General features: G+C 61.6%; 17 protein-coding genes. 15 read left to right on the top strand and 2 right to left on the bottom strand.

The features are described 5' to 3' along the window. The first annotated feature begins 105 nt into the window (after window positions 1-105). From JAO73_RS09925 to JAO73_RS09995, 15 genes are all read left to right on the top strand, one after another. Complete coding sequence (locus JAO73_RS09925) at window positions 106-1,566, top strand: leucyl aminopeptidase family protein (protein ID WP_198976904.1); 1,461 nt, start codon at window positions 106-108, stop codon at window positions 1,564-1,566. Window positions 1,567-1,680: 114 nt separating this feature from the next. Further along, the gene (gene pdxA / locus JAO73_RS09930) at window positions 1,681-2,715 is read left to right on the top strand and encodes a 4-hydroxythreonine-4-phosphate dehydrogenase PdxA (RefSeq protein ID WP_198976905.1); all 1,035 of its coding nucleotides are present in this window, start codon (window positions 1,681-1,683) and stop codon (window positions 2,713-2,715) included. 68 nt (window positions 2,716-2,783) lie between these two features. Then, the gene (locus tag JAO73_RS09935; protein ID WP_233169094.1) at window positions 2,784-3,341 is read left to right on the top strand and encodes a YceD family protein; all 558 of its coding nucleotides are present in this window, start codon (window positions 2,784-2,786) and stop codon (window positions 3,339-3,341) included. A gap of 70 nt (window positions 3,342-3,411) precedes the next feature. After that, window positions 3,412-3,642 (top strand): 50S ribosomal protein L32, encoded by a 231-nt coding sequence (gene rpmF, locus JAO73_RS09940; protein WP_198976906.1) that lies wholly within the window; start codon window positions 3,412-3,414, stop codon window positions 3,640-3,642. 113 nt (window positions 3,643-3,755) lie between these two features. Then, the gene (plsX, locus tag JAO73_RS09945; protein WP_198976907.1) at window positions 3,756-4,697 is read left to right on the top strand and encodes a phosphate acyltransferase PlsX; all 942 of its coding nucleotides are present in this window, start codon (window positions 3,756-3,758) and stop codon (window positions 4,695-4,697) included. A 150-nt stretch (window positions 4,698-4,847) separates the two neighbouring features. Further along, complete coding sequence (locus tag JAO73_RS09950; protein WP_198976908.1) at window positions 4,848-5,861, top strand: beta-ketoacyl-ACP synthase III; 1,014 nt, start codon at window positions 4,848-4,850, stop codon at window positions 5,859-5,861. 143 nt (window positions 5,862-6,004) lie between these two features. Continuing rightward, window positions 6,005-6,568 carry an elongation factor P gene (efp, locus tag JAO73_RS09955; RefSeq protein ID WP_198976909.1) on the top strand — a complete coding sequence of 188 codons (564 nt, stop codon included), beginning with the start codon at window positions 6,005-6,007 and terminating at the stop codon, window positions 6,566-6,568. A 120-nt stretch (window positions 6,569-6,688) separates the two neighbouring features. Then, complete coding sequence (gene accB / locus JAO73_RS09960; protein WP_198976910.1) at window positions 6,689-7,168, top strand: acetyl-CoA carboxylase biotin carboxyl carrier protein; 480 nt, start codon at window positions 6,689-6,691, stop codon at window positions 7,166-7,168. A 126-nt stretch (window positions 7,169-7,294) separates the two neighbouring features. Next, entirely contained in the window at window positions 7,295-8,638 is a 1,344-nt protein-coding gene (gene accC / locus JAO73_RS09965; RefSeq protein ID WP_190922260.1) for an acetyl-CoA carboxylase biotin carboxylase subunit, read from the top strand. Between the two features lie 74 nt (window positions 8,639-8,712). Next, entirely contained in the window at window positions 8,713-9,318 is a 606-nt protein-coding gene (locus JAO73_RS09970; protein WP_198976911.1) for a hypothetical protein, read from the top strand. Window positions 9,319-9,456: 138 nt separating this feature from the next. After that, complete coding sequence (locus JAO73_RS09975; protein ID WP_198976912.1) at window positions 9,457-9,777, top strand: hypothetical protein; 321 nt, start codon at window positions 9,457-9,459, stop codon at window positions 9,775-9,777. Between the two features lie 48 nt (window positions 9,778-9,825). After that, complete coding sequence (locus JAO73_RS09980; protein ID WP_198976913.1) at window positions 9,826-10,233, top strand: hypothetical protein; 408 nt, start codon at window positions 9,826-9,828, stop codon at window positions 10,231-10,233. A gap of 265 nt (window positions 10,234-10,498) precedes the next feature. Beyond that, on the top strand, window positions 10,499-10,717 hold the full coding sequence (locus JAO73_RS09985) for a hypothetical protein (RefSeq protein ID WP_198976914.1): 219 nt from the start codon (window positions 10,499-10,501) through the stop codon (window positions 10,715-10,717). A 163-nt stretch (window positions 10,718-10,880) separates the two neighbouring features. Next, window positions 10,881-12,272, top strand: coding sequence for a dihydrolipoamide acetyltransferase family protein (locus JAO73_RS09990; protein WP_198976915.1), 1,392 nt, complete (start codon window positions 10,881-10,883; stop codon window positions 12,270-12,272). Between the two features lie 108 nt (window positions 12,273-12,380). After that, window positions 12,381-12,578 carry a hypothetical protein gene (locus JAO73_RS09995; RefSeq protein ID WP_190922255.1) on the top strand — a complete coding sequence of 66 codons (198 nt, stop codon included), beginning with the start codon at window positions 12,381-12,383 and terminating at the stop codon, window positions 12,576-12,578. A gap of 11 nt (window positions 12,579-12,589) precedes the next feature. Here JAO73_RS09995 and JAO73_RS10000 read toward each other — a convergent pair whose 3' ends face one another. Both JAO73_RS10000 and JAO73_RS10005 read right to left on the bottom strand, forming a co-directional pair. Next, entirely contained in the window at window positions 12,590-13,048 is a 459-nt protein-coding gene (locus JAO73_RS10000; protein WP_198976916.1) for an RES family NAD+ phosphorylase, read from the bottom strand. Window positions 13,049-13,051: 3 nt separating this feature from the next. Then, window positions 13,052-13,480, bottom strand: a complete 429-nt coding sequence (locus JAO73_RS10005; protein ID WP_190922253.1) for an Xre family toxin-antitoxin system antitoxin — start codon at window positions 13,478-13,480, stop codon at window positions 13,052-13,054. Window positions 13,481-13,545 lie beyond the last annotated feature (65 nt).

The following is a 13,545-nucleotide window of genomic DNA, read 5'->3' on the forward strand; positions in this document are numbered from 1 at the left end:
CGCCCGCACGCCAAGCCCTCAAGCCCCGCCGCCTGGGCTTTCACTAACGCGGTTGCGATGTCTGCGGCTACCTTAGCAGCCGCATTACTTCAGCTTCGCACGTTCATGTCCCTCGTTCTCACTCACGCCACATCCGCTCCGGAGCGTGCCACCCAGGTATTCCTTCTGCCCGCCGGCACCTCCGCCCTGCCCGCCGACGCGGCCGGCGACCTCTCGGCCGAAGCCCGGCAGTACGTGGCCGCCGCCCTGGCCGACGACCAGAAGCTCGTTCACCTCAACCACTTCAGCCACCACCACTATTTCGTGGTGCTGTCCACTAAGCCCACGCCCGGCCAGGTGGCCGAAGCCCTGCGCCGCAGCGGCCACGCCCTGCACGCCCAGCTCAAGGCCGAAAAAGTGGCCGAGGTGTTTGTGCACAACCTCAGCGACGTTCCCAACGCCGGCCTGCTCCTGGCCGAGGGCCTCGCCCTGACAGCCTACCGCTTCGACGGCTATAAAACGGATGAAAAGTCGCGCCAGGCCCCGGCCTTGACCAAGGTCACGTTGGTAGGCGAAGCCGCCACCGCCGCCCAAATCGCCGAGCTCGACGGCCTGCTGCAGGGCGTGATGCTGGCCCGCGACCTCGTCAACGCCCCGCTCAACAAGCTCAACGCCGTGCAGCTGGCCGAGCGCATTGCCGAAGCCGGCGACCAGGCTGGCTACACCACCGACATCCTCGACCTGCCCAAAATTGAAGCCCTGCGCATGGGCGGCCTGCTCGCCGTCAACCTGGGCTCGCCCGAGCCGCCCACCTTCAGCATCCTCGAATGGAAGCCCGAAGGCGCCAAAAACGAAAAGCCCTACGTGCTGGTGGGCAAAGGCGTGGTGTTCGACACCGGCGGCCTCAGCCTCAAGCCCACGCCCAACAGCATGGACATGATGAAGTGCGACATGGCCGGCGGCGCGGCCGTGGCCGGCACCCTCTTCGCCTTGGCCAAAAACCAGGTGCCGCTGCACGTCATCGGCCTGGTGCCCGCCACCGACAACCGTCCCGGCGGCCTGGCCTACGCCCCCGGCGACGTCCTCACCATGCACAGCGGCCTCACGGTGGAAGTGAAAAACACCGACGCCGAAGGCCGCCTGCTCCTGGCCGACGCCCTCAGCTTCGCCAAGAAATACGACCCCGCACTGGTCATCGACCTAGCCACCCTCACCGGCGCCGCCGTGCGCGCCCTGGCCACCGAGGCCTCGGCTTCGATGGGCACCGCCGAACTGGCCACCATGCAGCAACTCAGCGAGGCCGGCTACGCCGTGCACGAGCGACTGGTGGAGTTTCCGCTCTGGGACGAGTACGCCGACCACATTAAGTCCGACATCGCCGACCTCAGCAACCTGGGCAAAGGCGAAGCCGGCCACATCTCCGCCGCCAAGTTTCTGGAGCGCTTCATCGAAGGCTACCCCTGGATTCACCTCGACATTGCCGGCCCCGCCTACCTCACGGCCGCCGAAAGCTACCGCGGCAAGGGCGGCACCGGCGTGGGCGTGCGCCTGCTGTACGAGTTTCTGACCCGTCAACTGTCGAAATAGAACGTCATGCAGAGCGCAGCGAAGCATCTCGCGTGCAGCAGTAAACCAATTAATTGAGTCACTAAAGCACGCGAGATGCTGCGCTGCGCTCTGCATGACGTTTCTCCGATAACAATGCCCCACCAACTCCCCCGCCTCGGCTTTTCCGTGGGCGACCTTGCCGGAATCGGCCCCGAAGTCATCTACAAAACGTTGCTCGACGAGCGCCTGCTGAAAATCTGCACGCCCGTCATCTACGGCACGGCCACGGCGCTGTTTGATGATTTCCCCACTCCGGCCGACGCGGAACACCTCACCATGCGCCAGCTGCGCGACGCGGCCGACATTGCCCCCGGTCGCCTCAACGCCGTGACCTGCTGGGAAGAGGATTTCGTGCTGGCCCCCGGCCAGCCCTCGGCCGCTACCGGCGCTGCCGCCCGCGAAAGCCTGCTCGCCGCCAGCCGCGACCTGAAAGCCGGCAAGCTCGATGCCCTCGTCACGGCGCCCATCAGCAAAGACAACACCCAGGCCGACAATTTCCGCTACCCCGGCCACACCGAGTTTCTGACCAGCTTCTTCGGCGCGCCCGAGAGCCTCATGTTCTTAGTGGACGAGGACGCGGGCCTGCGCATTGCCACCGTCACCGGCCACGTGCCGCTTAAGGACGTACCCGCCAAGCTCACCGCCGAACTGCTGCGCACCAAAATCACCCTACTGCTGAAGTCGTTGAAGCAGGATTTTGGCATCCTCAAACCCCGCATTGCCGTGCTCGGCCTCAACCCCCACGCCGGCGAAAACGGCTTGCTGGGCCGCGAAGAAGGCGACCTGGTGGTGCCCGTCATTCAGCAGTTTGTGCAGGAAGGCCACCTTGTGGTGGGCCCCTTTCCGGCCGATGGCTATTTCGGCACCCAACAGTTCCGGCAGTTCGACGCCACCCTGGCGCTGTACCACGACCAAGGCCTTATCCCATTCAAGCTCATGGCCTTCGAGCGCGGCGTGAACTTCACGGCGGGGCTGCCGGTGGTGCGCACCTCCCCCGACCATGGCACCGCCTACGGTCTGGCCGGGCAATACAAGGCCGATGAGTCCTCGTTCCGAGCGGCGGTGTACCTGGCTTGCGACGTGTGGAAACAACGCTGGGAGGCGGCCCAACCCCGCTCCGCGCGCTAGCGTAGGGAAGGGTTGTTGGAGAGAAAGTTGGCCGTGTTTTTTGGCAAAAAGGCGGATTTTCACTACTTTTGCCCCCTGCTATCCAGCCGACCGTGAAAAAAGAAAGCAAATACGACATCAATCTCGTCAAACTGGCGCTGAAAACGCACCACTTTGAGTTCGAGCTGGGTCCCGACTTTTTCGCCCTGTTTGAGGAGCCGCTGGTAGAGCAAGGCCACCTGCACGCCGACGTGGAGCTTATCAAAACCGAGCGCCTCATCACGCTCAACTTCCACATCACCGGCACGGTGCGTCTCGTGTGCGACCGCAGCCTCGACGAGTTCGACCAGCCGCTGGACATTGACGAGCAGTTGTTGGTGCGCTTCGGCGACGAGAACAAGGAGCTGGACGACAACGTGCTGCAAATCACCCCCGACACGCAGACCTTGCCGCTGGCCCAGCACCTCTACGACTACATCGGCCTGGCCCTGCCCATGAAGAAGCTGCACCCGCGCTTCCAAAACGAGGAGGACGATAACCCCGACGCCGAAACCAAGCTCATCTTCACGACCCGCGACGAAAACGAGGGCCCCGACGACGACGAGCCGGCCGACCCGCGCTGGGCCGCCCTCAAAAACCTGAACTGAATCCGTCAGCGCCCCGAGTCGCTTCCCAACTCATCACTCAAAAACTTAATCCTCTAAATTTCCCCTTACAATGGCTCATCCTAAGCGCCGCACCTCTTCCGCCGTTCGCGACAAGCGTCGCACGCACTACAAGCTGACCCCTAAGGCCGTGACGTTGTGCCCCAACACGGGCGAGCTGCACCTGCGCCACAAGGCCTACGTGGTCGACGGCGACCTGTACCACAACGGCCAGCTGGCCATCAAAAACTACACGAAAACGAACGCAGCTCCGGCTGTTGACGCTTCCGGCGACGACGAATAGCGCGTTTGGTTGTTACTTCGCGGCCCCACGGTCCGGCTTCGCTCTTTTTATAAGCCAGCGGGGCCGGACTTTTGGTAACTACTCTTTCCGCTGACCATCCAAACACCTAGTACATGAAAATAGCCCTCGACGCAATGGGCGGCGACTTCGCCCCCCAAGCCGCCGTGGCGGGTGCCCTGCAGGCGGCCGAGCAGCTGGCCGGCCGGGCCACCATCGTCCTCATTGGTCAGGAAGATGCCGTGCGGCCCCTGCTGGATGCCGCCGGCCCGGCCGGTGCCGCCCTCGAGTTTGTGCCCGCGTCGCAGATTATCGACATGGGCGAGCACCCCGCCCGGGCTTTCCAGCAAAAGCAGGACTCCAGCATTGCCGTGGGCTACAAAATGCTGCTGGCTGGCGAGGTCGACGCATTCTGCTCGGCCGGCAACACGGGCGCCATGCTCGTGGGCGCCATGCTCACGGTGAAAGCCGTGCCCGGCGTCATTCGTCCAGCCATTGCCAACTTCGTTCCCAAGCTCAAGGACAGCTTCGGCATCCTGCTCGACGTGGGCGCCAACGCCGAATGCAAGCCCGAAATGCTGGAGCAGTTTGGCGAGTTGGGCTCGCTGTACGCGCAGTACGTGCTGGGAATCGCGCAGCCCAAAGTAGGCCTAGTGAACTTGGGCGAGGAAGAGGGCAAAGGCACGCCCCTCACCCAAGCCGCATACCAGTTGCTGAAAGCCAATCCGCACGTGCAGTTTGTGGGCAATCTGGAAGGGCGCGACATGTTCAACGACCGCGCCGACGTGATTGTGTGCGACGGCTTCACGGGCAACATCCTGCTGAAAATGGCCGAATCCATCTATGAAATGATGGAGGAAAAGCACATTCACGACCCGTTTTTCGACAAGTTTAACTACGAGGCCGTGGGCGGTTCGCCCATCCTGGGCATCAACGACAACGCCATCATCGGGCACGGCCGCAGCACCCCGCTGGCCATCTGCAACATGCTGGTACAGGGCTTCAACATGGCCGAATCGGGCATTGTTGACCAAATAAAGGCTACTTTTAAAACCTGAACCGTGCCCCGCGGTGGTGAAAAAACCTCCGGCTTCGGCCGGATTTTTTTTACCTGCCGGCCGGCCCCGCGTCCGCGCCTGCCGCCAAGGCCGGGGGCCATTTTCGGCCCCAATACCTAACTCTCGCTTGCCCCGCCTACTTTTGCCCGTATGAAGATTACTGCTGCCATCACCGGCGTGGGCGCCTACGTGCCCGATTATGTGCTGACGAATGCCGAGCTGGAGAAGCTGGTGGATACCAACGACGAATGGATAATGTCGCGCACCGGCATCCGGGAGCGCCGGATTTTGAAGGGCGACAACCAGGGCACTTCCGTGATGGGCATCAAGGCCGTGCAAAACCTGCTCGACAAAACCGGCACCCACCCCGACGACGTGGAGCTGCTGATTTGCGCCACCACCACCCCCGATATGTTGTTTCCGGCCACGGCCAACATCATTTCCAACAAAGTGGGCATCACCAAGGCCTTCAGCTACGACATGAACGCGGCTTGCTCCACGTTCCTGTTTGCGCTGGCCACCGGCGCCCAGTTCATTCAGGCTGGCACCTACAAGAAGGTGATTGTGGTGGGGGCCGATAAGATGTCGTCCATCGTGGACTACACCGACCGCGCCAACTGCATCCTGTTCGGCGACGGCGCCGCCGCCGTGCTGCTCGAACCCAGTACCGACGGCTTCGGCATCCTCGACCAGGTGCTGCGCACCGACGGCAGCGGCGAGGCCTACCTGCACCAGAAAGCCGGCGGCAGCCGCCGCCCGCCTTCCCACGAAACCGTGGACGCCAAGGAGCACTACATCTACCAGGAAGGCGCCACCGTATTCAAGTTTGCCGTGAAGAGCATGGCCGACGTGGCCGCCCAGGTGATGGAGCGCAACCACCTCAGCAAGCACGACGTGGCCTGGCTGGTGCCCCACCAGGCCAACAAGCGCATCATCGACGCCACCGCCAACCGCATGGGCGTGGGCCCGGAGAAGGTGATGCTCAACATCGACCGCTACGGCAACACCACCAACGGCACCATCCCGCTGTGCCTGGCGGACTACGAAAGCCAGCTGCGCCGCGGCGACAACCTGGTGCTGGCGGCGTTCGGGGGCGGCTTCACCTGGGGCTCCATCTACCTCAAATGGGCCTACGACGGCGACAAAGTTGCCACTGGTAAGTAATTGAAAGCCGTTAGCTTTGTAGCTGCTGACGGCTTTTCCCTTTTAAATCAATCAGGACGCTGACAGTTTTTCGACTTCGGCTAAACAGAATTCCCCACCAACAAGCCAGTGGCTTCCGGCCATTTGCTTAAAAGCTCAACCCCATGGCATCAACCGCCGACTTCCGCAACGGGCTCGTTCTCAACTACAACAACGAGCTGCACGTCATCACCGAGTTTCAGCACGTGAAGCCCGGCAAAGGCCCCGCCTTCGTGCGCACCAAAATGCGCAACATCAAAACCGGCCGCACCATCGATAACACCTTCAACGCCGGGGTGAAAGTGGAAACGGCCCGCGTGGAGCAGCGCCCCCACCAGTTCCTCTACAAGGACGACTACGGTTACACCTTCATGAACAAGGAAGACTTCGAGCAGGTGGTGCTGCCCGAGGAGATGGTGCCCTTTGCCGACCTGATGAAGGAAGGCCAGGACGTAACCATCCTCATGCACGCCGAAACCGAGCAGCCCCTCACCGCCGAGCTGCCCACCACCGTGGACTTGGTGGTGACTTACACCGAGCCCGGCCTGCGCGGCGACACCGCCACCAACACCCTGAAGCCCGCCACGGTGGAAACCGGCGCCCGCATCCAGGTGCCGCTGTTCATCGACGTGGACACCAAAATCCGCATCAAGACCAGCGACTACAGCTACGTTGAGCGCGTGAAGTAGACTTTTTTCTAAGCCGTCGGCTAGTGGCCGGGACCTGCATGCGGCCCGGGCCATTGGCCGACGCTCTAACATATAAGCTAACAGCTAAAAATGTCAAACTCGCCCAAAAAGGACGCCTCCATGAAAGCTAAAGAACTGCAAGAGCTGCTTGATTTTATCGCCAAGTCGGGCCTGAACAAGGTGAACATTGAGACCGAAGAATTCAAGATTTCGGTGCAGCGGGAGCCCAATACCAAGCACGTGATGAGCGCCGCCCCGGCCGCTGTGCACGCCCCTGCCCCGGCTCCGGTAGCGGCCGCTCCTGCCCCTGCCGCCGCTCCGGCTGCCGCACCGGCTGTTGCCCCCACCGAAGCCGCTGGCGGTAACTTCAAGCCCCTCAAAGCGCCTATGATTGGCACGTTCTACCGTAGCAGCGGCCCCGATGCGCCGGCGTTTGTGCAGGTGGGCGACATGGTGGAGAAAGGCCAGGTTATCTGCATCATCGAGGCCATGAAGCTGTTCAACGAGATTGAGGCCGAGGAAAGCGGCCGCATTGTGAAGGCCTTGGTGGAAAACGCTTCGCCGGTGGAGTACGACCAGCCGCTGTTTTTGATTGAATAGTTGCCCCAATTTGTCATCCTGAGCGGAGCGAAGGACCTTATCACCGACGAGCGGAAAACGTTCTCACTTGATAAGGTCCTTCGTTCCGCTCAGGATGACAGTTTTTACACCTGACATCCCACCCACATGTTCAAGAAAATACTCATCGCCAACCGGGGCGAAATTGCCCTGCGCATCATCCGCACCTGCAAGGAAATGGGCATCAAAACGGTGGCCGTTTACTCGACTGCCGACAAGGAAAGCCTGCACGTGAAGTTTGCCGATGAGGCGGTGTGCATTGGCCCGCCCGCGTCGAAAGACAGCTACCTGAGCATGCCCAACCTGATTGCGGCCTGCGAAATCACCAACGCCGACGCCATTCACCCCGGCTACGGCTTCCTGAGCGAAAACGCAGAATTTTCGCGCATCTGCGCCGAAAACGGCATCAAGTTCATCGGGGCCTCGCCCGAGATGATTAACCAGATGGGCGACAAGGCCACGGCCAAGGACACCATGAAAAAAGCCGGCGTGCCCTGCGTGCCCGGCTCCGATGGCCTGCTGGAAAGCGCCGAGCAAGGCAAGAAAATCGCCGCCAAAATCAAATACCCCGTGATGCTGAAGGCCACGGCCGGCGGCGGCGGGCGCGGCATGCGGGTCATCAATTCGGAAGACGAATTCCAGAAGGCCTGGGACGACGCGCGGACCGAATCGAAGGCAGCCTTCGGCAACGACGGCATGTACCTGGAGAAGTTTGTGGAGGAACCCCGCCACATCGAAATCCAGATTGTGGGCGACCAGTTCGGCCACGTGTGCCACTTGTCGGAGCGCGACTGCAGCATCCAGCGCCGCCACCAGAAGCTGGTGGAAGAGTCGCCGTCGCCGTTCATGACCGACGCCCTGCGCGAGAAAATGGGCGCGGCGGCCATCAAGGGCGCCAGCAGCATCGGCTACGAGGGCGTGGGCACCATCGAGTTTCTGGTGGACAAAAACCGCGACTTCTACTTCATGGAGATGAACACCCGCATCCAGGTGGAGCACCCCGTGACGGAGGAAGTGGTGAGCTACGACCTCATCAAGGAGCAGATTAAAGTAGCCGCGGGCATCCCGATTTCGGGCAAGAACTACTTCCCGCAGTTGCACGCCATGGAGTGCCGCATCAACGCCGAGGACCCGCGCCACGGCTTCCGCCCCACCCCGGGCAAGATTACCACGCTGCACATTCCCGGCGGCCACGGCGTGCGCGTCGATACGCACGTGTACGCGGGCTACACCATCCCGCCGAACTACGACTCGATGATTGCCAAGCTCATCACCGTGGCCCAGACCCGCGAAGAGTGCATCGTGAAAATGAAGCGCGCCCTGAGTGAGTTCGTGGTGGAAGGCGTGAAAACGACCATCCCCTTCCACTTGGCGCTGATGGACGACCAGGATTTTAAAGCGGGCAATTTCACCACGAAATTCCTGGAGACGTTTGACTTCTCGGTGGTTTAACGCTTCCGGCTTAATCAAGCAATAACGCCTAGCCCCCAACGGTTAGGCGTTATTGTTTCCGGACATTGCCCGCTATGAAAAAGCTTCTCCTGTTGCTGACGGCTACATTTTGGCATTTTACCGCTTATGCTGATTATGAGCCCACCCTTTTGGCAGAACTTGTCGACAAGGCCGATTTGATAATGTACGGGGAGCTAACCACTCTCCACAGCACAACGGTACTTGCGAAGCCCTTACGGGTTCTTAAAGGGAATTTTGCTATTGGGTCCATCACCATTGAGAAGTTTAAAAACTGGACGTGCGCTTCTCGGTACGCAGTTTACCAACCGGGCCAGCGCGCGGTTTTCTTCCTGAAAAGTAGCGGAGCACACAACCGATTTTTGGTTCTTGGCGCGGCCAATGAGGGCGAGATGCCCGTGGTGAATAACAAAGTTTACTACTCGCAGCAATACCTTCCCATCGACAAATCTCCCAGGTCATTCAAGGTTCCAGGAGGGGTGGTAAACGGTTACGTTTATGACATCGGGGTGTTTCAGCAAGCAGTCGGCTTCTATTTAGGTAACCGGCCCAGGGTGTTGAATCTCATTGGACAAAACCAAAATCGCGTGGATACCATGAGCAACCCTGTCCTGTTGCGCTTGGTGCAGGAGAATCGAGCGCAACAAGGTCAGACTTGGTGATATTTACCTGACCGATGTACGTAAGCTAGTTCTTGCATTTCGGTCCCAGACCATTCAAATCCATTTTTACACGTGAACTCTCGCTTGTTTATCTCTGGTTGCTACGCCCCTCTTTTGCGGGGTTTTTCTATTGCTCTAGTGGTGGTCCTAGCGGTGGGATGCGACGATAAATGCACTGGCAGCATCGAAACCACGGTGTTGTATGCGAGACCTGCGCCGGCAGGCGGGCGCAACATCTACGTGGACGTGGTCAACAAGCCCGATTTGGGGGTCAAGCAAACGCTGTTGTACGAGGGCAAGGAATTTGGCACCTTTGGGCACGTAGTTATCATCAACGACCCAGCCAGCCGATACGCATCCAACCGCCGCATTTGTTTCTCGAAGTTTCAGGCAGCGCCGGCCGAAAAGGATGGCGACCTGGCCGAGACTGGAATTCCGAGAATAACCGTGACGGAATAAGACAGCCTCCGGCCAACCGAGTGCCCGTTTACCAACCCAACTGTGCACATGAAACGTGGTTTTGTACTGCTCGGCCTGCTTATGGCAACAAGCTTGCCGGGGGCGGCCCAGGGACGCGACACGGTATTTGCCGTGCACAAGCTATTTCGGGAGAAACGCGGCAGCGGCGAAGGCTGGGCGGCTACGGGCCTGGCGACCACCGCCGGCGCAGCCGTCGGCAATCCGCTTTACGCGCCACCGCAGCCCAATGGCAGCGACGTGGCGTCGGCCGCCGTGATGGGCGGGGTGCCCTTTGCAGTGGGCCTGCTGCAGATGGGACGCTACAGCCCGGCCCGTGAAGCGGAAGTGCTGAAGCTCTATGGCGAGGGCTGGGGCTTGCCGCGCGATGTCCGGCGCAAACTGCGGCGCCGGCATTTCCACCACACGGCACAAGACCTTACAACTACACGGCCATAATCTCACAGATGCCCTGTCCGGCTTTCAGCAGCACCGTTTGTTTTCTACTTGATGGCGGACCTACTTGCGCTCTGCAGCTCAATTTATGACGAAAGCTCTGCTTCTGATGGCGCTTGCTGCCTCTATGCACGGGGCCCGGGCCCAAACGGCGGTACCGGCCGGAGCACCGCGCACGCTTGATAATGCCCCCATTGGCCAAAGGCCAGGCGCATTGCTGCTGGACAGTGCGAACCGAGCGTCGGGCTGGCGCTTCGCCAGTTCCCCGATGCCGGCAGTCGTCGATGACGCTTCCGGGGCCGTTCGCTTCCGGATTGTGGTGGATAAAAACGGGCACATTGAAAGCGTGGTGCCCGTCAGCAGCTCCGTCTCGAAACGGCAAGAGGAGCTGTGCCGGGAGGCGTTGCTGAAGGTAGCTTTCGAGCGAACGGGGACGTCGCCGGGCCAGACCACCGGCTACTACACGTTCACCATCACCGTGAGATGAAGTGGCAGCCAGCCGCTTAGCTCGCGCTTAGCCGCCAGTGGGGCGATGCTGAAGTTCGCCAACGCCTCCGGTGCCGTGCGCACCGGAGGCGTTGCGCTTTCTGGCTACCTTTGCGGCTCTAAACTCCCACCCCACCCTATTACCAAAATACTCCTCCTTACCTATGGCACGAGTGGAAATGACGATGCCCAAGATGGGCGAATCCATCATGGAAGGCACCGTCCTGAAATGGCTGAAACAAGTTGGCGACACGATTGAGCAGGACGAATCGGTGCTGGAAGTGGCCACCGACAAAGTGGACACCGAAGTGCCGGCCATCCACGCCGGGGTGCTGCAGGAAATTCTGGTGCAGGAAGGCCAAGTAGTGGCCGTGGGCGCCCCCATTGCCGTGGTGGAAACCGATGCCGCTAGCGCCGGGGCCGCTGCTCCTGCCGCCGCTGCTCCTTCCAGCAACGGCCAGCACGCCGAGGCCGCCGCAGTTGCCGTGCCGTACCTGCCCGAGCCCCACGACCCGCAGGCAGCCCAACAGGCTGCGTCCGTCGCCGGTGCCGAGCACCAGCCCGGCCGCTTCCTTTCGCCCCTGGTGCTGAGCATTGCCCGCGAAGAAGGCGTGAGCATGACCGACCTCGAATACCTGCCCGGCACCGGCAAGGAAGGCCGCGTGACCAAGAAAGACATTCTGGACTACGTGGCCGCCGGCAAACCGTCGTTTACGGCGGCTGCTTCGGCACCGGCTGCGGCGCCCGCCGCTCCTGCGCCGGCCGCCGTGTCGGCGCCGCAGCCGCCGGCCGCGCCCGTGGCCGCGGCGCCCGCCGCCGCGTCCAAACCCGCGCCCAGCGTGAGCGGCGGCCAGGAGCTGATTGAGATGGACCGCATGCGCAAGATGATTGCGCAGCGCATGGTGGACTCGAAGCGCATTTCGCCGCACGTCACCAGCTTCGTAGAGGCCGACGTGACGGACATCGTGAACTGGCGCAACAAGCACAAGGACGCCTATAAGAAGCGCGAGGGCGAAAACCTCACCTTCACGCCCATCTTCATTCAGGCCGTGGCCCGCGCCATTCAGGACTTCCCGAACATCAACGTGTCGGTGGACGGCGACTATATCGTGAAGAAGCGCGACATCAACATTGGTGTGGCCGTGGCCCTGCCCTCGGGCAACCTGATTGTGCCCGTCATTCACAACGCCGACCAACTCAACCTCAACGGCCTGACCAAGAAGGTGAACGACCTGGCCAACCGCGCCCGCATCAACAAGCTCACGCCCGCCGACCTCGAAGGCGGCACCTACACGCTGAGCAACGTGGGTTCGTTCGGCAACGTGATGGGCACGCCCATCATCATGCAGCCGCAGGTGGCCATCATGGCCGTGGGCGCCATCAAGAAGAAGCCGGCCGTGATTGAGACGCCGCAGGGCGACCTCATCGGCATTCGTCACTTCATGTTCCTGAGCCACAGCTACGACCACCGCGTGGTCGACGGTTCGCTCGGCGGCATGTTCGTGCGCCGGGTGGCCGACTACTTGGAGCAGTTCGACCCGAACACGGCGATTTAAGCCACCTAATTTGTCATCCTGAGCACAGCGAAGGACCTTATCACGCCAGGATGTTCCAGCGCGATAAGGTCCTTCGCTGTGCTCAGGATGACAGTTTTTTACTCATTCATGAAGAACATCATTTACCTCGGCGCCTTGGTACTGGCACTGGGCCTCATTGGCTACCTCTACCAACAGCTCGATGCTACCCAAAAAGCCCTACAGGCATCGGAGCAGCGCTTTGCTGATTGCCAGAAAGTAACCTTTCAGCTGCAGAATCAGTTGGCACCGCTGCAGAAGAAGCAGCCGGGCGGCATTCCGCAATAACAACCCAGCCGCTATTTCCGGAGCCGCTCGTCGAAGTGAAACGGCTGGGCGTCGAGCAGCCGCACGCGGATGAACTCGGGGTGCGCGGGGTTGAGCAGCAGGTTGCGCTCCTGCGGCACCACCGCGGAGGGCACCTGCAACGCCAGGCTGCGGCCCGACTGCAGCCACTGGTGCCCGATGGTGGCCGTGGGCTGCGGCATGGACAGGCGCTGCCAGTCGGGCGGCAGGTCGGCGGGCGTGAGGGCCTCGCGGCTGGCGTCGTCGGGCACGTCCAGCGTCAGCAGGTACATGTCGTCGGGCAGGTCTTCTACGGGCAGGTGCACCAGCGTTTCGAGCAGGGCCATGGCGCGCTGCTCGGCGGTGTAGAGCAGGGCCAGGCCGGGCAGGTTCCAGCGGCCACCGTAGAGGTAGGCGCCGTAGCCGCTCAGGTCGTGGCGGCGGGCGTAGCGGGCCAGGCGGAATACTTCCATGCCCTACCCAAAAACGCCGTGCTCGATGCGCCCGAGGATGTCGCGCAGCATCCGAATGCCCACGGTGGTGTTGATGAGCTCCACGGGCTTGCGGCCGCCCAGGGCCGGAATCGATGACTCCATCCAGTGGCGGAATTTGTCTTCCCCAAACAAGTCGAAGCCCTCGGCGTAGAGCGTGGCCAACTGCACCAGCCGGTCGGTGGCATCGGCCTTGAGGCGCTGGGCCGGCGTGTAGCGTTGCAGCGTGCGCACCGATAAATCGACGGCCGCCGCCAGCACGGGCAGCGGCAAGTGGGAGCGCCGCGCCAGGTGGTCGAGCGCCTGCCGCCGCAATCCCCGCTGAATCACGTCCACCAGCTGCAAGTCGCTGGCAATCGGCTCGCCCACCACCGAGGGGCCGCCCAACACATCAACAAAAGCATACGGGGTCATGATATTGCAGCTAGAATGGAACGGATAAAGCCCCGCGTTGCGACACTTGTCGTAAATATAACGAC

Source organism: Hymenobacter miniatus (assembly GCF_016427455.1).
GTDB classification, from domain to species: Bacteria; Bacteroidota; Bacteroidia; order Cytophagales; family Hymenobacteraceae; genus Hymenobacter; species Hymenobacter armeniacus.